Origin of the sequence: Rhodococcus sp. 852002-51564_SCH6189132-a (assembly GCF_001665495.1) — a bacterium.
Lineage (GTDB): Bacteria > Actinomycetota > Actinomycetes > Mycobacteriales > Mycobacteriaceae > Rhodococcus > Rhodococcus pyridinivorans.
This window is the reverse complement of sequence record NZ_LZMJ01000034.1, coordinates 1-18291: the sequence shown is the minus strand read 5'-3', so window position 1 is coordinate 18291 and position 18291 is coordinate 1. Positions and strand designations below refer to the sequence as shown.

General features: G+C 69.2%; 16 protein-coding genes. 15 read left to right on the top strand and 1 reads right to left on the bottom strand.

The window, feature by feature from the left end:
• Window positions 1-50: 50 nt before the first annotated feature.
• The 7 genes from mftA to A5767_RS06520 are packed head-to-tail and all read left to right on the top strand — an operon-like array spanning window position 51 to window position 7739.
• Window positions 51-146, top strand: a complete 96-nt coding sequence (gene mftA, locus A5767_RS06550; RefSeq protein WP_006553546.1) for a mycofactocin precursor MftA — start codon at window positions 51-53, stop codon at window positions 144-146.
• 40 nt (window positions 147-186) lie between these two features.
• Window positions 187-480 carry a mycofactocin biosynthesis chaperone MftB gene (gene mftB, locus A5767_RS06545; protein ID WP_006553545.1) on the top strand — a complete coding sequence of 98 codons (294 nt, stop codon included), beginning with the start codon at window positions 187-189 and terminating at the stop codon, window positions 478-480.
• Between the two features lie 19 nt (window positions 481-499).
• Window positions 500-1741 carry a mycofactocin radical SAM maturase gene (mftC, locus tag A5767_RS06540; protein WP_019291268.1) on the top strand — a complete coding sequence of 414 codons (1242 nt, stop codon included), beginning with the start codon at window positions 500-502 and terminating at the stop codon, window positions 1739-1741.
• 23 nt (window positions 1742-1764) lie between these two features.
• Window positions 1765-2973 carry a pre-mycofactocin synthase MftD gene (gene mftD / locus A5767_RS06535; protein ID WP_006553543.1) on the top strand — a complete coding sequence of 403 codons (1209 nt, stop codon included), beginning with the start codon at window positions 1765-1767 and terminating at the stop codon, window positions 2971-2973.
• Between the two features lie 13 nt (window positions 2974-2986).
• On the top strand, window positions 2987-4888 hold the full coding sequence (locus A5767_RS06530) for a mycofactocin system FadH/OYE family oxidoreductase 1 (protein WP_064851954.1): 1902 nt from the start codon (window positions 2987-2989) through the stop codon (window positions 4886-4888).
• A gap of 50 nt (window positions 4889-4938) precedes the next feature.
• Complete coding sequence (locus A5767_RS06525; protein ID WP_024101647.1) at window positions 4939-5751, top strand: mycofactocin-coupled SDR family oxidoreductase; 813 nt, start codon at window positions 4939-4941, stop codon at window positions 5749-5751.
• A 2-nt stretch (window positions 5752-5753) separates the two neighbouring features.
• Window positions 5754-7739, top strand: a complete 1986-nt coding sequence (locus tag A5767_RS06520; RefSeq protein ID WP_156665135.1) for a mycofactocin system FadH/OYE family oxidoreductase 2 — start codon at window positions 5754-5756, stop codon at window positions 7737-7739.
• Here A5767_RS06520 and A5767_RS22520 read toward each other — a convergent pair.
• Window positions 7714-8697, bottom strand: coding sequence for a GNAT family N-acetyltransferase (locus A5767_RS22520; RefSeq protein ID WP_082937619.1), 984 nt, complete (start codon window positions 8695-8697; stop codon window positions 7714-7716). The genes A5767_RS06520 and A5767_RS22520 overlap by 26 nt on opposite strands.
• 97 nt (window positions 8698-8794) lie before the next feature.
• On the opposite strand from A5767_RS22520, the gene mftE reads away from it, so the two are divergent.
• From mftE to A5767_RS06475, 8 genes are all read left to right on the top strand, one after another.
• A complete protein-coding gene (gene mftE, locus A5767_RS06510; protein ID WP_019291273.1) occupies window positions 8795-9478 on the top strand; it encodes a mycofactocin biosynthesis peptidyl-dipeptidase MftE in 684 nt (227 codons plus the stop codon).
• Entirely contained in the window at window positions 9475-10908 is a 1434-nt protein-coding gene (gene mftF / locus A5767_RS06505) for a mycofactocin biosynthesis glycosyltransferase MftF (protein WP_024101643.1), read from the top strand. Before mftE ends, mftF begins: the two co-directional genes overlap by 4 nt.
• 1 nt (window position 10909) lies before the next feature.
• On the top strand, window positions 10910-12370 hold the full coding sequence (gene mftG / locus A5767_RS06500) for a mycofactocin dehydrogenase MftG (RefSeq protein WP_064851953.1): 1461 nt from the start codon (window positions 10910-10912) through the stop codon (window positions 12368-12370).
• A gap of 36 nt (window positions 12371-12406) precedes the next feature.
• Entirely contained in the window at window positions 12407-13705 is a 1299-nt protein-coding gene (locus A5767_RS06495; RefSeq protein ID WP_024101641.1) for a helix-turn-helix domain-containing protein, read from the top strand.
• A 66-nt stretch (window positions 13706-13771) separates the two neighbouring features.
• Window positions 13772-15295, top strand: a complete 1524-nt coding sequence (gene adh, locus A5767_RS06490) for an aldehyde dehydrogenase (protein WP_064851985.1) — start codon at window positions 13772-13774, stop codon at window positions 15293-15295.
• 93 nt (window positions 15296-15388) lie between these two features.
• Window positions 15389-15913 carry a DUF779 domain-containing protein gene (locus A5767_RS06485; RefSeq protein ID WP_006553531.1) on the top strand — a complete coding sequence of 175 codons (525 nt, stop codon included), beginning with the start codon at window positions 15389-15391 and terminating at the stop codon, window positions 15911-15913.
• Between the two features lie 133 nt (window positions 15914-16046).
• Complete coding sequence (locus A5767_RS06480; RefSeq protein ID WP_006553530.1) at window positions 16047-16595, top strand: hypothetical protein; 549 nt, start codon at window positions 16047-16049, stop codon at window positions 16593-16595.
• Between the two features lie 146 nt (window positions 16596-16741).
• Window positions 16742-18142, top strand: coding sequence for an MFS transporter (locus tag A5767_RS06475; protein ID WP_006553529.1), 1401 nt, complete (start codon window positions 16742-16744; stop codon window positions 18140-18142).
• Window positions 18143-18291: the final 149 nt, after the last annotated feature.

Genomic DNA, 18291 nt, shown 5'->3' with positions numbered 1-18291 from the left:
CCCACTGTGACGACCGGCTCCGATCCAGGAGAAGAAACCGAGGAGGAAACATGTCCGATCGTGACAACGCCGTGATCGAATCCGATCTGATCGAGGAGTCCCTCGTCGAAGAGGTCTCCATCGACGGCATGTGCGGCGTGTACTGACATGACCGCGCCCGGAGCCACCGACGTGTCCCCCCTGGCAATGGACACCGAGACAGCAACGGACACCGAGATGTTCGATCCGGGTGCCGGCTGGCGGCTCCACCCGCAGGTAGCGCTTCGCCCCGAGCCGTTCGGGGCGTTGCTCTACCACTTCGGCACCCGCAAGTTGTCGTTCCTGAAGAACACCGTCATCGTCGACGTCGTCCGATCCCTCGGCGACCACGGGTCGGTGCGAGACGCGTTGCGAGCGCACGGGATCGACGAGAACGCAGAGCGGCCCTACGTGCGTGCCCTGGGCACCCTGGCCGATTCGCACATGATCGTTCCTGTCTGACGTCTGTAAGGACCAGCCCATGACCTCGCTGCTCGAACCGCCCACAACCTCCGCCCCACCGAAGGTCGGTCGCCTCGTCGACCAGTTCGAGAAGGGCCTCGACGCCCCGATCTGCCTGACCTGGGAGCTCACCTACGCCTGCAACCTCTCATGTGTGCACTGCCTGTCCTCGTCGGGCAAGCGCGACCCGCGTGAACTGTCGACCGAACAGTGCAAGGCGATCATCGACGAACTGCAGCGCATGCAGGTCTTCTACGTCAACATCGGCGGTGGCGAACCCACCGTGCGATCCGATTTCTGGGAACTCGTCGACTACGCCACCGAACACCAGGTGGGCGTGAAGTTCTCGACCAACGGTGTGCGCATCGACAAGAAGGTCGCCGCCCGGCTGGCCGCCTCCGACTATGTCGACGTGCAGATCTCCCTCGACGGCGCCACCGCCGAGGTCAACGACGCCGTGCGCGGGCCGGGTTCGTTCGCGATGGCCGTGCGTGCCCTGGAGAACCTGTCCGAGGCGGGCTTCCGCGACGCGAAGATCTCCGTCGTCGTCACCCGCCAGAATGTCGACCAGCTCGACGAATTCAAGGCTCTCGCCGACCGTTACGGCGCGACCCTGCGCATCACGCGACTGCGCCCGTCCGGCCGCGCCGTGGACGTGTGGGACGACCTGCATCCCACCCACGAGCAGCAGCGGCAGCTCTACGACTGGCTCGTCGCCCACGGCGAGGGCGTGCTCACCGGCGACTCGTTCTTCCACCTGTCCGCCTTCGGCGGCGAGGGCGGCGGCTCGCTGCCCGGACTGAACCTGTGCGGTGCGGGACGCGTGGTGTGCCTGATCGACCCGGTCGGCGACGTCTACGCGTGCCCGTTCGCGATCCACGAGAACTTCCACGCCGGAAACATCCTCACCGACGGTGGTTTCGCGTCGGTGTGGAAGAACTCCGAGCTGTTCCGCGAACTGCGCGAACCGCAGTCCGCCGGTGCGTGCGGCTCGTGCAACTTCTTCGACGCGTGCCGCGGCGGCTGTATGGCCGCGAAGTTCTTCACCGGCCTGCCGATGGACGGACCCGATCCCGAGTGCGTGCAGGGCTACGGGCAGTCCGCGCTCGAAGCCGAGCGCACCGTGCCGCAGTCGAGCGTCGACCACTCGCGCACCGGCAAGCGCGCCGAACGGCGCACCCCGGCCGCACCGGTACCGCTGACCCTGCTCACCAAGCCCCCCGCCAAGTTCTGCGACGAGAATCCGCTCGCAGGGCTCTAGACCTTCCGAGGAGACGACCGACGATGGCCAAGCCTTCCTGGTTGAAGAATCCGTGGGCCCAGGACCCATGGTTCGAGACCGTCGCAATCGCACAGCAGCGCGCCCGTAAACGCCTGCCCAAGTCCGTCTACGGCGCACTCGTCGCCGGATCCGAGGCCGGCATCACGGCCGACGACAACACCACCGCCTTCCGCGAACTCGGGTTCGCCCCGCACGTCGCGGGACTGTCGGACAAGCGGGAGATGTCTACGACCATCATGGGACAGGATGTGTCCCTGCCTGTGATGATCTCGCCGACCGGTGTGCAGGCCGTGCACCCGGACGGTGAGGTCGCCGTGGCCCGCGCGGCCGCCGCCCGCGGCACCGCGATGGGTCTGTCGTCGTTCGCGAGCAAGTCCATCGAGGAAGTCGCGGCGGTCAACGACAAGACCTTCTTCCAGATGTACTGGGTCGGCAGCCGCGACACGCTGATCCAACGCATGGAACGTGCCCGCGCTGCGGGCGCGAAGGGTCTGATCATGACCCTGGACTGGTCGTTCTCCAACGGTCGAGACTGGGGCAGCCCCGCCATCCCGGAGCGGATGAACCTCGAGGCGATGGTCAAGTTCGCCCCCGAGGGCATCACCCGGCCCAAGTGGCTCCTCGAATGGGCGAAGACCGGTGCCGTGCCGGATCTGACCACCCCCAACCTCACACCGCCGGACGGCCAGGCCCCGACCTTCTTCGGCGCCTACGGCGAGTGGATGACCACGCCCCTGCCCACCTGGGAGGACGTCGCGTGGCTGCGTGAGCAGTGGGGCGATGCACCGTTCATGCTCAAGGGCGTCATGCGCGTCGACGACGCCAAGCGCGCCGTCGACGCCGGGGTCACCGCCATCTCGGTATCCAACCACGGTGGCAACAACCTCGACGGCACCCCGGCGCCGATCCGGGCCCTGCCGGCGATCGCCGAAGCGGTGGGCAAGGACGTCGAGGTGCTGCTCGACGGCGGTATCCGCCGCGGCAGCGACGTCGTCAAGGCGATCGCGCTCGGCGCCAGGGCCGTGCTCATCGGCCGCGCGTACCTGTGGGGTCTGGCCGCGAACGGTCAGGCAGGCGTGGAGAACGTCCTCGACATCCTTTCCGGCGGAATCGGTTCCGCCCTCATGGGTCTGGGCAAGAACTCGATCCACGAGCTCACCCCCGACGACGTCTTCGTGCCGGACGGCTTCCGCCGCGACCTCGGCATCTGACCGAACCGACGACATGAGCCCCGCGCTCACCGAACCGATCACCCTCGCCGGACGCACCGCTCCGTCGAGGGTGATCTTCGGTCCGCACGTCACCAATCTCGGTGACGGCCGGTCGTTCTCGGACCGTCACGTCGCATACTACGCGCGACGTGCGCAGGGTGGGTGCGGGATCGTCGTCACGGAGACGGCGTCGGTGCACCCGTCCGACCACCCTTACGAACGCGCGCCGCTGGCCGAGTACTGCGGGGACGGCTACCGGCGGATCGTCGAGGCCTGCCGTCCGCATGGCACACTCGTGCTCGCCGGCCTCGGTCATCGCGGCCTGCAGGGTTCGAGCGCGTGGACCCGGGCACCGCTGTGGGCACCCTCGCGCGTGCCGGATCCGGTGACACGCGAACTGCCTGCCGAAGCGACCGAGCGTGAAATCGCCGAGCTCGTCGAGTCCTTCGCCCGTGCTGCCGTCGTCGCCGCGGAAGCGGGTCTCGACGGAGTGGAACTCGACGCCGGACCGACCTCGCTGCTGCGGCAGTTCCTCTCCGGGCTGACCAACCGTCGCGACGACGCATACGGCACCGAACGCCTGCGGCTGTTGCGTGAGGCGATCGCCGCCGTTCGCGCGCGAATCGGCCCGGATCACATTGTTGCACTGAGACTCTCGTGCAACGAGAACGCGCCGTGGGCGGGCATCACACCCGACATCGCCGCCGGATACGTCCGCGCGATCGCATCATCGGTCGACCTGCTCACCGTGGTGCGCGGTGGATTGTTCTCACCCGAGTCGTATCGGCCCGACGCGCATGTCCCCGCCGGATTCAACGACGACCTGTGCCGCCGCATCCGGGACGAGATCTCCGGATCGGTCCCGATCGCTCTGCAGGGCAGCATCGTCGACGCCGGCCACGCGCAGCGGGCCCTCTCCGACGGTGCGTGTGACCTGGTCGAGATGACCCGCGCGCAGATCGCCGACCCCGACCTCGTCGTCGCCGTCCGTCGCGGTCGTCGGCCGCGTCCCTGCGTGCGCTGCAACCAGGCGTGCCTCGTCGACGACTTCCACAACCCGATCGTGGGGTGCATCGCGAACCCGGAGGCCGGCGACGAGACACGGAACTCTCCCGGACCAGTGGACTCCGCACGCGACGTACTCGTGGTGGGTGCCGGACCCGCCGGTCTGGAAGCAGCGCGCGTGGCAGCGACGCGCGGTCACCGTGTCGTCCTGGTCGAGGCGGACGAACGGGTCGGTGGGACGATCGCCGCCGTCTCGCGCGGTGGCCGGCCCGACTTCGCTGCGCTCGTCGACTGGCTCGAACAGCAGTGCCTGGAGTCCGGCGTCGACATCCGTATCGGCACGGAAGTGAGCGCTGCCGACATCGAGAGTGCGCTCGCCGCGGGTACGGAGGTCGTGCAGGCCACCGGCGGGCTTCCACGTCCACCCTCCTTTCCGGTGACCGAACCCGAGCGGTACGCGACCGCCGCGGAGGTGCTGTCGGGGATTCGGCTGCCTGCGTCCCGGATGGTCGTGTGGGATCCGACGGGTGGTCCGGTGGCGAGTGCCGTCGTCGACCGTCTCGTGGAGCGCGGCGCGGAGGTCCACTATGCGACGGGTGACCCGGTCGCCGGATCACGACTTGCGCCGACGGGGGACCTCGTCGCCTTCGACGTCCGCATGCAGCGGGCGGGCGTGGCGAGACATCTCGGGTGCCGGGTCGGTTCGGTCGATGCCGACGGCGTCGTGCTCGTCGACCGGGTGTCCGGGGAATCCAGGCCGGTGGCGGACGCTGTCCTGGTCGACTGCGCACCCTCGTTACCGGCGGAAGTGTCCGAGTGGCCGGGATCGCGGTCGATCGGCGACCAGGTGGCCCCGAGGACCGTGCGCGAGGCCGTCCGAGAGGGATACCGGGTGGCCACGGCGCTGTAACGTGGGGCACACTGAAACGCGTTCTAATTTGGGTCTACGGAAGGGCTGACATGGGAGATTTCGACGGCAAGGTCGTCTTCATCACCGGGATCGCGCGCGGGCAGGGCCGCAACCACGCCATCCGGTTCGCGCGTGAGGGCGCGTCCGTCATCGGCGTCGACATCGCGGCCCCGGTATCGGAGTACGTGACCTACGAGCAGGCCACCGAGGACGACTTCCACGAGACGGTCCGCCTCGTGGAGGAGGCCGGCGGGAAGATCCTCGCCCGTGTCGCGGACGTGCGCGACAGTGCCGCACTGAAGGCCGTCGTCGACGAGGGCGTCGCCCAGTTCGGGCGACTCGACGTGGTGGTCGCCAATGCCGGCATCTGCAGCTGGAACCGCTTCTGGGAAATGCCCGACGACCAGTTCGAAGAGCTGATCGACATCAACCTCACCGGTGTCTTCAAGACCCTCAAGGCCGCTGCCCCCGCGATGATCGAGGCCGGTAACGGCGGATCGATCATCGTCGTCAGCTCGGTGGCGGGCCTCAAGGCGATGCCAGGCCAGATCAACTACGCGGCAGCGAAATTCGGCCTCGTCGGTATCACGCAGGCAGCGGCGAAGGAACTCGGCCCGTACCGTATCCGGGTCAACTCCATCCACCCCTACGGCGTGAACACCCCGATGGGCACCGACGTCAGCGTCCTGAAGCTGTTCGAGAAGAACCCGTCGTGGGGACCGAACTTCGTCCCCATCCTCACCGAGAAGCCTGCGGCCGACCCCGACGACATCTCGGAGACCGTGTTGTTCCTCGCGAGCGATCGGGCCTCCACGATCACCGGCAGCCAGATGGCCATCGACCAGGGCAACTCGAAGGTCTGACGGTGACGCGCACGGCGACCGGCACCGTTCCGCACGCGTCGTTGCGGATCGGTCCGGTCAGCCTGCGCAACCGCATCGTCTTCCCGGCGCACTTGACCAACTTCTCGGTCGACGGCACCGTCACCGACCGTCACATCGCGTACTACGACGCCAGAGCACGCGGCGGCGCGTCGATGATCGTCACCGAGGAGCACACCGTGCACCCCTCGGACCGGCCCTACGAGAAACTGATCCGGGGCTGGGACCCGGACATCGTCACCGGTTACCGCCGCCTCACCGACGCCGTCCACCGACACGGCACGCGGATCCTTGCGCAGCTCAACCACAACGGCGCGCAGGGCACCTCGATGTACACGGGGCAACCGCTGTGGGCGCCGAGCCCCGAACCCGACCCGCTCTTCCGCGAGGTCCCACGCGTGATGACGGAATCCGACATCGCCGAACTCGCCGCGGGCTACGCCGACGTCGCCCGCCGCTGTGCCGAGGGCGGCTTCGACGGTGTCGAGATCCAGTGCTCCCAGGCATCCGTCCTGCGCGCTTTTCTCGCATCCGCGACGAACCGTCGCACGGACCGCTACGGCGGGGATCTCGCCGGGCGGGCCCGTCTGCTGCTCGAGGTCGTGTCCGCGGTACGGGCGGCCGTCGGGCGCGACCGTGTCGTGGGCGTGCGACTGACGGGTCACGACGGCACCGATGGCGGTGTCGGTATCGACGACGCCGTGCAGGTCGCGCGGATGCTCGAGGCGAGCGGCGACGTCGACTACCTCAACACGTCCGTGGGCGTCGCGACCGAGACGTTGCATCTGGTCGAAGCGCCGATGTCCACCCCGCACGGTTATTCCCTGTTCGTCCCCGACGCGATCCGGGCGGCGGTGTCGCTGCCGGTCGTCGGGGTCGGGCGCTTCACCCGACCCGAACAGATCGGTGCCGCGCTCGCCGACGGAGTATGCGATCTGGTCGGCGCCGTGCGCGCGCAGATCGCCGACCCGGAGTTCGCGAACAAGACCCTCTCCGGACGCGACGACGAGATTCGGCCGTGCATCGGCTGCAATCAGGAATGCATCGGACGGGTCGGGCTCAACCGTCCCATCGCGTGCGCGGTCAATCCCCAGGCCGGGTACGAATCCGACGCTCCTGCCGCGCCCGCCGTACCGCACCGGGTCGTCATCGTCGGCGGCGGACCCGCGGGCCTGCAGGCGGCGGTAACGGCTGCCGGAGAAGGACATTCGGTCACCTTGCTCGAACGGAACCGGTGCACCGGCGGCCAGATCCGTGAGGCGGCTGCAGCCCCGCACCGTGCCGAACTGCTCGGTGCGGTGACCCACCTCGACGCCGAGTGCCGCCGCAGGGGAGTGGAGGTGCGTACCGGTGTGACCGCCGATGCCGCGACGCTGCACGCGCTCGCGCCCGACGTCGTGGTCGTCGCGACGGGTGCGCGCCCACACCGGCCCGCCTGGGCGGGTTCGTCGGCGCGGGTGAGCGACGTGCGCGACGTGCTCACCGGTCGCACCGCACCCTCCGGCCGCGTCCTCGTCGTCGACGATCTCGGTTTCCACCAGGCGACCTCGGTCGCCGAACTACTGGCCGACCGGGGGAGTGCGGTGACGGTGTGCACGCCGGGAATGCTCGTGGGCCAGGACCTCGGCCTGACGCTCGAGCTCGACGGCTGGTTGCGCCGCGCCCACGACAAGCGGATCGAGCGACTCACCGGCGTCGCCGTCGGCGGTGTCGTGGACCTGCCGGACGGCGCCGAGGTCACCCTGATCCACCACGCGACCGGCGAACCGGCGACGCTCGCGGTGGACGCGGTCGTCGTCGCCACCCATCAGGATCCCGTCGACGAGCTGTGGCAGGAGCTTTCGGCATCCGGCACGAGAGTGATCCGTGTGGGCGACGCGGTGACGCCACGCCGCCTGCACGCCGCGATCGTCGAGGGGGATCGGGCCGCCAGGGACCTGGCTCTTACGTCTTCAGCCCGCGGCGCATGACGATGCGCGGCCAACGGTCGAGGCCGTGCTTCCGTTCCTCCACGCGGATCCGGGTGAGACCAGGGGAGAGGGCATCGTCCGCGACCGTGCGGAAGCCGAGACGCGCGTAGTACGGGCCGTTCCACGGCACGTCGCGGTAGGTGGTCAGCGTCAGCGATCCGAACCCGGCGTCCCGCGCCCACCCCGCGACGTGGTCGATCAGCTCGCGGCCGATCCCGCGACGCGCGTGATCGGGATGCACCGACACCTGCTCGATGTGAACGCCGTCGTCGACGATGTCGGCCACGAGATACGCGACCGCTCGTCCGTGCTCGTCGAACCACGCCCAGCAGCGACCCGCGTCCCGGTGGGCGCGCAACTCCTCGACGGACGGAGGATCGTCGTCGGCGACGAACTCCATCCCGATCTCGGCGAAGGGCTTACCCGCAGCGCGTTCGATCTCCTGCAGCACCGGCAGGTCGTCGTCGGTCGCCAGACGGATCGGGGGCAGTTCCTTGCAGTAGTACATCGCCGTCGGTGATTCCGCGTAGAGCCCGAAGCGCTCCGTCATCGGTACGTACCCGGCCTTCGCGTACAACGCGATCGCCTCGGGTTGCTCGCTGCCCGTCTCGAGAATCATGCGACGGCGACCGGCATCGGTCGCCGTCCGCTCCAGCGCACCCAGCACCCGTTCCGCCACACCGCGGCGCCGCATGCTCGCCCGCACGTACATCCGCTTGATCTCGGCATCATCGTCGCGCACCCCTCGATGAGCATGCTCCGGTGTACGCCAGCCGCCGATCCCGGCCGGAGCCCCGTCGGCCACCGCCAGGAGGAACACCCCGCGCGGAGGGTCGAATTCGTGCGGCGCCAGTTCGGTGTCGTCGGGTCCGCCGTACCTCCGCACGTATTCGAGTTGGACCTCGCCGATGAGGTCCTGCACGTCCGGATCGTCCAGCGGACGAGGTTCGATCAGCACCGGGAAAGCGTACCGACCGGATCTCGGCGTCCGGGCGGACCCACCGAGACCTCCGGGTTTCGTGCACGCCCGCGAAACCCTTAGCATCGGAGCGGTGATGCGGGAGCTCGCCGACGCCTGTTGGACGGACATCGAACCCGACCGGGTGACGGTGGCCGTCCCGATCGGTGCGTTCGAACAACACGGCCCACACCTTCCCCTCGACACCGACACCCGGATCGCGACTGCTGTCGCCGCCGAGCTGCCCGAGGTGGTCCTCGCGCCACCCCTGCCCTACGGAGCCAGCGGGGAACACGAAGGTTTCGCCGGCACCGTCTCGATCGGAGCCGAGGTGACGAAGGCGCTGATCGTCGAATACGGCAGGTCGGTGTGCCGATGGGCGAAGCGGGTCGTCTTCGTCAACGGGCACGGCGGCAACGCCTATCCGCTGATCGAGGCGGTGAGCCTCCTGCGATACGAAGGCCGCGACGCTGCCTGGCTTCCGTGCGCGGTGCCCGGATCCGATGCCCACGCCGGTGTCACCGAGACGAGTCTGCTGCTGCACCTGGCGCCCGGGGCGGTCGACATGACGCGGGCCGCGGTCGGCGCAACGGAACCGATCGGAGCACTGATGCCACGACTGCGCGAAGCCGGTATCGTCTCGGTGTCCGCGAACGGAGTGCTGGGAGACCCCACCGAGGCCACCGCAGAACTCGGCGCGCGCCTGTTCGCGAGTCTGGTCGAGCGGGCGAGTGCACAGGTCGCCCGGTGGCAGCCGGGAACGGAAGGAAGGCTTCGGTGAGTCGGGCGATCACTCCACAGGCGACGTCCCCGGAGGCGGCGCAGCCCTCGGCGACCCGGCTCCCCGACGGTTTCGGTGTGCGCATCGACGCGCGGGTGCGCAGCTTCGCCGGAGGACGCGTCCTCGTCGGAGGATCGCCCACGCGCATGCTCACACTTGCCCCCGCCGCCGTAGCGATGATCGACGAGGACTTCGTCGAGGTGGTGGACGCGCAGAGCGCCGCGGTCGCGCGACGCCTGCTCGACTCGGGCATCGGAAACCCCCGGCCGACGAAGCTGCCGCCGAGTTCCGCCGTCACCGTCGTCGTCCCGGTCAAGGACAATCCGTCCGGCCTCGCCCGTCTGCTCGCCGCTGTCGAAGGGCACGAGGTCGTGGTCGTCGACGACGGTTCCGAGAAACCGGTCGAGGCGCCGGAACGTGGTCGCGTCCGGGTGATCCGGCACGAGACCGCACGCGGGCCGGCGGCGGCCCGCAACACCGGATTGCAGCAGGTGGCAACGGAATTCGTCGCCTTCCTCGATTCCGATGTGGTGCCGCAGCTGGGCTGGCTCGAACGATCACTGGGGCACTTCACCGATCCTGCGGTCGCACTCGTCGCGCCGCGCATCGTGGCCCTCGAACCCGACAGCAGCGCGCTCGCGAAGTACGAGCACGCACGCTCGTCGCTCGACCTCGGCAGCCGGGAATCCGCTGTGGTCGCGGGTGGTCCCGTCTCGTACGTGCCGAGCGCGGCGCTGCTCGTCCGTCGCGACGCGCTCGTCGCCTGCGGTGGTTTCGACGAGACGATGCACGTGGCCGAGGACGTCGATCTGTGCCGGCGACTGCAGACCTCGGGGTGGCGGTTGCGGTACGAGCCCATCTCGCGGGTCGCGCACGACCATCGCACCCGCTTCCGGACGTGGTTGACGCGCAAGGCATTCTACGGAACCGGTGCGGCTCCGCTCGCCGAGCGGCATCCGGGTTCCGTCCCACCGATGGTGATGTCGATCTGGACGCTCCTCGCGTGCGTCGCGATCGCGACCTTCACCCGCGTCGGGGTGATCGCAGCGGTGCTGACCCAGGTGGTCACCTTCGTGCGGTTGCGGCGGATGTTCTCCGGACTCGACCGGCCCGACCGCATCGCCGCGCTGCTCACCGCCCAGGGATTCGCCGGTGGTCTGTGGCAGGTGGCGTCGGCGGTGTGCCGGCACTACTGGCCGGTCACGGTCGTCGCAGCGGTGTTCTCCCGCAAGGTTCGGCGGGCGGTTCTGGCTTGTGCTGTGGCCGAAGGCATCTGGGACTGGAAGACGCACCGCGAGAGCGGCGGGCTCGATCCCGTCCGGTACCTGCTCTACAAGCGCCTCGACGACCTCGCCTACGGCGCGGGGCTGTGGAAGGGTGCGCTCGACGCCCGCACGGCGGCCGCGCTCGTACCCGACATCCGGAAGTGACATGATCCCGGCGCACGCCGATGTGGTGATCGTCGGCGGGGGAAGTTGTGGCTGCGTTCTCGCCGCCGGGCTCAGCGACGATCCGGACCGCACCGTGCTGCTGCTCGAGGAGGGCACGGCGTTCGGGTCGGCGTCCGCTGTTCCGCGCGAGATCCGTGACGCTGCCGTCCTTCCGGTTGGTCCGGAGAGCCCGTGGACGGCGGACTTTCCCGGACGGTTGACCTCGGACGTCCAGGCGACCGTGACGCGGGGCCGGGTGCTCGGCGGCTCCGGCGCGGTCAACGGCGCGTACTTCGTGCGTGCGCGGCCGGACGACTTCGCGTCGTGGCCCGCCTCGTGGTCGTACGAGGAGGTGCTGCCGTCCTTCCGGGCCGTCGAGACCGACACGGATATCCCCGGCGACCTGCACGGAAGTTCCGGCCCGATACCGGTCGCCAGGGTGCCGCGCGAACGGATGCATCCGCTCTCGCGTGCCTTCGTCGACGCCTCCGAAAGTGCGGGATTCGCACCGGTCGCCGACCTCAACGCTCCCGGACCCGACGGGGTGGGTGCGGTTCCGTCGAACATGCGCGACGGCACGAGAGTGGGTCCGTTCCTCGCGTACCTGGCACCCGTCCTGGACCGGCCGAATCTGACGGTCGCCGGCGGGGTGAGCGCGACCCGAGTCGTGATGGCGGGCGGTCGCGCGGTGGGTGTCGAGATCGCCGGACCCGACGGACCACGAACGATCTCGGCCGGATGCGTGATCGTCGCCGCAGGCGCAGTGAGGTCCCCGCAGCTGCTGATGCTCTCCGGGATCGGACCGGCCGACGAACTGGGCCGGCTCGGCATCGATCCGCTGCACGACCTTCCCGGGGTGGGCCGCGATTTCTCCGACCATCCGGAGTTCGCCGTCCCGTACCGATTCCGCCCGGGCCTCCCGTCGCACACGCTGCTGCTCGAGACGGTCCTGCACACCGAGAACCTCGAACTGCGCCCGTACACCGCGGCATTCGGTGCGGCGATCCCCGGCAGCGGTGTCGCCGATCCGGTGCTCGGCGTCGTCCTGACGCGCCCACGCAGTCGCGGACGCATCGTGCTCGACGAACGTGACCCGCGACGTCCACCTCTGCTCGACTATCGATACCTGACCGACCCGGCCGACCGGCAAGCTCTGGAGGAGGGTGTCCGGCTCGCCGCCGACCTCCTCGCCGCGACCACCGGCGTCGTCGAGGCCGGCAGCGTGGACGCGCGCGGCGGCAGGCTCGGAACGTCCCTGCACCTGTCGGGCACGTGCCGGATGGGCGACGACGAGAACGCCGTGGTCGACGAGTGGTGCCGCGTGCGCGGGATCGAGGGGTTGAGCGTCGTCGACACCTCGGTGTTTCCGCAGGTCCCCAGCCGTGGGCCGCACGCCACCGCGGTGATGCTCGCCCACCGCGTCGCCGCGACCGCGAGGGATGCCCTGCCGCACACGGTGTGATCCCGACTACAGTGTCAGGGGAGGAGGCGCCGGTACATGACGGATCGTGGAATCGCGACGACCAACCCCTGGGTGGCACTCGACCCGGGAGCGGACGTGGCCGCGCACGCACGTGCGGTACTGCGCGCGCACGGCACGTTCGTCTCCGCCCGCGGCAAGGATCGGCTCGACGGGGTGCGCTCGGTGGTCCGCGACTCGTGGAGCCGGAGCCTGCAGCGCGGCATCGATCCCGACGTCGTCGAACAACCCGCACTGCTCTCCGGGCACGACCTCGAGGAGTACCGCGCCGGCCACCCCATGTCGCTGATCCGCCCGGTGGTGCGCAAGCTCCTCGTCGAGGACGCCGACGACAGTGGACTGCTCGTCGCCATCACCGACGGACAGGGACGGCTGCTGTGGGTCGAGGGCGATCATGCCGCGCGCGACCGCGCCCTGTCGATGAGTTTCGTCGAAGGGGCCGACTGGAGCGAGGACCGCGTCGGCACGAACGCTCCGGGAACGGCTCTCGCCGTGGATCATTCGGTGCAGATCTTCGGCGCCGAGCATTTCAACCGCACGGTGCACGAATGGAGTTGTTCGGCCGCTCCCGTGCACGACCCCACCAGCGGCCGGGTCCTCGGTGCCATCGACATCACCGGTGGGCACCGCGTCGCCGCGCCCGAGGTCCTGCAACTCGTCCGCGCGACGGTCGCGGCGGCGGAGGCCGAACTGCGGTTGCATGCCCTGAGCGGCCGCCCGTTGTTCCCGTCGGCGACGCCGCGCATCGAGACGATCGGCGCCGGGCGGCCCGCCCTGCACCGCGGAGGCGAACGCGTCGGCCTGTCCCGCCGGCACGCCGAGATCCTGCTGATCCTCGCCGATCACCCCGAAGGCCTGAGCTCCGACCGGCTCGCGATGCTGCTCGACGAGAACGAACTCGACTCGGTGACCATCCGCGCCGAGATGTCGCGCCTGCGCAAGGTGCTCGGGGCCGAACACCTCGGATCGCGGCCCTATCGGCTGCTCACCACGCTCGACACCGATGTCGCGGACGTGCGCCGCGCACTCGACCGCGGCGACGTGGCCTCGGCGGTCCGCCTCTGTACCGAGGAGATCCTGCCCGGATCGGTGGCGCCGGGCATCGAGGAGATCCGCGACGAACTCTGCTCGGGCGTGCGGGCGGCGCTGTTGCGCTGCGGCGAGGAGCATCTGCTCGCGCAATGGACCGCGTCCGTCCACGGCCGCGAGGACATCACCGCCTGGGCGGCCTACCGGGCATCGATCGATCCCCGGTCACCCCGCTTCGCGCAGGTCGACGCCACATTGACCCGATTGGACAGGCAGCTCGCAACGTAGTTGCAACCCTCGCGTTCGTAGTGTTTCGGATCACATACCGACCGCTCGACGCTGCAGGAGATGCACATGACCGTGTACGCCCGCCCCGGTTCGCCCGACGCCCACATGTCCTTCCGGTCCCGGTACGACAACTGGATCGGCGGCCAGTGGGTGCCCCCGGTGAAGGGGGAGTACTTCGAGAACGTCACCCCCGTCACCGGCGAGGTGTTCACCGAGGTCGCTCGCGGCACCGAGGAAGACATCGCACTCGCGCTCGACGCAGCCCACGCCGCCGCGCCGGCCTGGGGGAAGACCTCGCCCGCCGAACGCGCGGTGATCCTCAACAAGATCGCCGACCGCATCGAGGAGAACCTCGAGTCGATCGCCCTCGCCGAGTCGTGGGACAACGGCAAGCCCATCCGCGAGACCCTCAACGCCGACATCCCGCTCGCGATCGACCACTTCCGCTACTTCGCGGGAGCCATCCGCGCGCAGGAGGGTTCGATCTCCGAGATCAACTCCGAGACGGTCGCCTACCACTTCCACGAGCCGCTCGGCGTCGTCGGCCAGATCATCCCGTGGAACTTCCCGATCCTCATGGCCGTGTGGAAGCTCGCGCCGGCCCTGGCCGCCGGCAACGCGGTGGTCCTCAAGCCCGCCGAGCAGACACCGGCGTCGATCCTGCACCTGATCTCGATCATCGGCGACCTGCTGCCGCCCGGCGTGGTCAACATCGTCAACGGTTTCGGTGTGGAGGCGGGCAAGCCGCTCGCGTCGAGCCCGCGCATCCGCAAGATCGCGTTCACCGGTGAGACCACCACCGGCCGGCTGATCATGCAGTACGCCTCGCAGAACCTGATCCCGGTCACCCTCGAACTCGGTGGCAAGAGCCCGAACATCTTCTTCTCCGACGTGCTGTCGGCGAACGACGACTACCAGGACAAGGCGCTCGAAGGCTTCACGATGTTCGCCCTCAACCAGGGTGAGGTGTGCACGTGCCCGTCGCGTGCGCTGATCCAGCAGGACATCTTCGACGACTTCCTCTCGCTCGCCGCGGTCCGCACCAAGGCCGTCCGCCAGGGCGATCCGCTCGACACCGACACGATGATCGGCGCTCAGGCCTCGAACGACCAGCTCGAGAAGATCCTGTCGTACATCGAGATCGGCAAGAGCGAGGGTGCCAAGGTCATCACCGGTGGTGAGCGCGCCGATCTCGGCGGCGACCTCTCGGGCGGCTACTACGTGCAGCCGACGATCTTCCAGGGCAACAACAAGATGCGCATCTTCCAGGAGGAGATCTTCGGCCCGGTCGTGTCCGTGACGTCCTTCAGCGATTTCGACGATGCGATCTCGATCGCCAACGACACCCTCTACGGTCTCGGTGCCGGTGTGTGGTCCCGCGACGGTGGCGTCGCCTACCGTGCCGGTCGCGCCATCCAGGCCGGCCGGGTGTGGACGAACACCTACCACCAGTACCCCGCGCACGCGGCCTTCGGTGGTTACAAGCAGTCCGGCATCGGCCGCGAGAACCACCACATGATGCTCGACCACTACCAGCAGACGAAGAACCTCCTGGTGTCCTACGCCCCCAAGGCACAGGGCTTCTTCTGATCCGAACTTCGGCGCCTGTCACGTCCGCACGACGTGGCAGGCGCCGTTGCCATACGCTCGGAACACCGTGCACCCCAACGGAAAGGCAGGCCTGTGACCGTCCCGCGAATCGTGGCGACCGTCGATGCCGTCGCCCTGCTGCGCCGCCTCGCGCAGCGCAACGGACCGCTCATGATGCACCAGTCCGGCGGATGCTGCGACGGCTCCGCGCCGATGTGTTATCCCGACGGCGATTTCGTCGTCGGCGACTGCGACGTGCTCCTCGGAGTCCTCGACCTGCGCCTCGGGGCAGGGGAGACCCGCTCCGATCCGCCGGTCGGCGCGGACGCCGTGCCGGTGTGGATCTCCGGTTCGCAGTTCGAGGCGTGGAAGCACACCTGTCTCGTCCTCGACGTGGTGCCCGGGCGCGGCTCCGGGTTCAGTCTCGAGAGTCCGGAGGGGGTGCGGTTCCTCAGCAGGGGGCGCGCGTTCACTTCCGACGAAATGGCTCTCCTGGAAGCCCACCGGCCACTCACCGGGCGGGACCGGGAGGCCGGCGTGGAGCCCGCCGTGTCCGATGTGCCCACCGTGGTCGCCGAGGCCGCCGACGCGTGCCCGGTACCCGGCCTGTCCCCGTGATCCCATCTGCGTGATCCCATCGGGAGGAGGGTGACTCGCCTGCCGGTTGCCGGTGTGCGTCAGAATCGGGACGGAATCCGTCCGGATTCCGGACGACGACGTGGGCGCCCGGCGGGTGCGACGAGGAGTGGGCATGGCCTTCGCAGGCAACGTGGACGAACTGGCACTGCTGCAGACGGTGCGCCTGAAGAAGCAGGTCACTGCCGAGGTGATCGCCGCGCACCTCGGTGTGTCGGTGGCGGCCGGCCAGGCTGCGGTGGCCGCGCTCCTCGAACAGGGCAAGGCGTCGGAGAACGGCGGCGGCATCAGCCTCACCGACAAGGGCACCTCCGAGCTGAACGATCAGCTCGATGCCGAACGGGTCTCCATCGACGAGGATTCGATCTCGGAGCTCTACGACCAGTTCCTCCCGCTCGACGAGGAGCTGAACACGCTCCTCGAGAACGCGGACGCCGACGGATTCGTCGACGGCCTCATCGACCTCGACCGCCGGGCGCAGAGTCTGTTCGACGACGTGTCGGCGTTCGTGCCGCGCCTGTCGCGCTACCAGGACCTGTTCGCCGAGGCCCTGGAGAAGATCAAGGGCGGCTCGCTGGCGTGGGCCACGGCCGCCAACATCGACTCCTACGCCTCCGTGTGGGGCGAGATGCGCCAGGAGATCGCGGGCGCCGCCGGCCGCTGACAATTTCGTTCGTTCGGCGCACTATGTGATGCCGGTCACCTCTACCCCCCTTTCGGGGGTGGTGCGGGGGTGACCGGCATCACTACGTTTCGTTCATCCGCCGAGGCGATCACGCCCGCGGTTCGAACGGACAACGGAGGACTCACGTGACCAGTGTGTCGACCCCGGGGGCTGCCGAACCCCCCGTCGCCGGACCGGTGGGACGTTCGCGTCCCGATCCATCCACACCCCGCCACGCGGGCCCCTCGAAGGAAGGGCCCGGTATCCGGCGCGTCGCCGTCGCCAGCTGCATGGGCACGACGATCGAGTTCTACGACTTCTTCATCTACGGCACCGCCGCAGCGCTCGTCTTCCCGACGGTCTTCTTCCCCGCGCTCGGATCGACCGCAGGTACCGTCGCCTCCTTCGCGACCTTCGCCGTCGCCTTCATCGCCCGCCCCGTGGGCGCAATGCTGTTCGGGCACTTCGGCGATCGCATCGGACGCAAGAAGACGCTGATCTCCACGCTGCTGCTGATGGGTATCTCCACCCTGCTCATCGGCCTTCTGCCCGGCGCCGAGACCATCGGTGTCGCCGCCCCGATCATCCTCGTGCTGCTGCGATTCGCCCAGGGCTTCGCAGTGGGCGGTGAGTGGGCCGGTGCGACCCTGCTCACCGCCGAATACGCGCCACCAGGCCAACGCGGTCTGTACGCGATGTTCCCGCAGCTCGGTCCCGCCATCGCATTCGCCCTGTCGAGCGGAACCTTCCTGTTCACCGGTCTCGCCCTCGGCGACACCAACGACGCCTTCCTGAACTACGGCTGGCGGATCCCGTTCCTGCTCAGCATCGTTCTCGTCGGCATCGGCCTCTACATGCGCCTCGCCATCGAAGAGACTCCTGTCTTTCGTGCGGAGCAGGAAGCCCGCCGTAGTGCCCCGGCCGCCGAGATCGAGGCCCCGCGCCGGCTGCCCTTCCTCGACGCGTTGCGCTACCAGGCCAAGGAGATCTTCCTTGCCGGCGGCGCGCTGGCCATCATGTTCGCCTTCTTCTACATGGGCACGGCCTACCTGACCAGCTACGCGACGTCCGAGCTGGGATTCGACCGGCCGTTCGTCCTGGTGGTGGGCATCGCCTCGTCGCTCGTCTTCGGTCTCGCGATCGTGCTGTCCGCGCTGTATTCCGACCGCTTCGGGCGCAAGAAGGTCATCATGGTCTCGTGCGCCTTCTCCGTGGTCTGGGCACTGGTGTTGTTCCCGCTCCTCGACACCGGCTCACCGATTGCGTTCGTGCTCGGAATGATGATCACCCTCGCGATCTTCGGTATCGCCTACGGGCCGTGCGGAGCACTGCTGCCCGAGATGTTCGCGACCCGCTACCGCTACACCGGTGCCGGTCTGGGCTACAACTTCGCCGGTGTCCTCGGCGGCGCCATCCCGCCGATGATCGCCGCACCGCTCGCCGCCTCCTACGGCGGTATCGCGATCGGGATCATGCTGGCCGGAATCGGCCTCGTGAGCCTGGTCTGCACCGCGGCGCTAGTGGAGACCCGCGACCGGGCCCTCTGATCCACCGCCCCACCGATCCACCCCCGGTGGGGGGGGGGGGGGGGGGGGGGGGGGGGGCGGCGCCCCCCCCCCCCCCCCCCCCCCACCCCCGCGCGCGCCCGCCCGGCGGCGGCGGGCGCCCGGCCGGGGGGGGCGCGGCGCGCCGCCCC